This is a genomic window from Novosphingobium sp. B-7, from assembly GCF_000410615.1.
Lineage (GTDB): Bacteria > Pseudomonadota > Alphaproteobacteria > Sphingomonadales > Sphingomonadaceae > Novosphingobium > Novosphingobium capsulatum.
The window spans coordinates 1-373 of sequence record NZ_KE148478.1 but is presented as its reverse complement, the minus strand read 5'-3'; the positions used below and the strand labels follow the sequence as shown (position 1 = coordinate 373).

At 71.8% G+C, this 373-nt stretch carries 1 protein-coding gene; it reads left to right on the top strand.

The window, feature by feature from the left end:
• Positions 1–373 (top strand): hypothetical protein (locus tag H926_RS33795; RefSeq protein ID WP_043610784.1); only part of this gene is annotated, 373 nt, incomplete at both ends.

The following is a 373-nucleotide window of genomic DNA, read 5'->3' as shown; positions in this document are numbered from 1 at the left end:
GAAACCGATGTGTCGCAGGCCATGGCGCACCTGGCAGAGGAAACCGGCCTTGCAGGCGATGCGCTGGTTGCGCTGATGGGGCAGGGCGGCGCCGTGCCCGCGCTGAACGATATCGCTACGCCTGATACCCGCCGCGCTGGCGTGATGCTGGTGCGCCAGGAGCAGGGCCAGGCGGTGGTTGCCGGCACGACCTCGGTCGATCAGGCGCGCGCGGCCCTGGCCAGCGCTACGGCGGCCAATGCCGAAGACATCGATAGCGCGGCCAAGGCGCTGGAGGCGGCGCGCCAACTTGCCCAGGCAAGCGCACGCACTCTGGCGCAGGCCGATCGCACCGTGCGCGATGCCCGCGCCGGCTATCGCGCCGGGGCCGAAC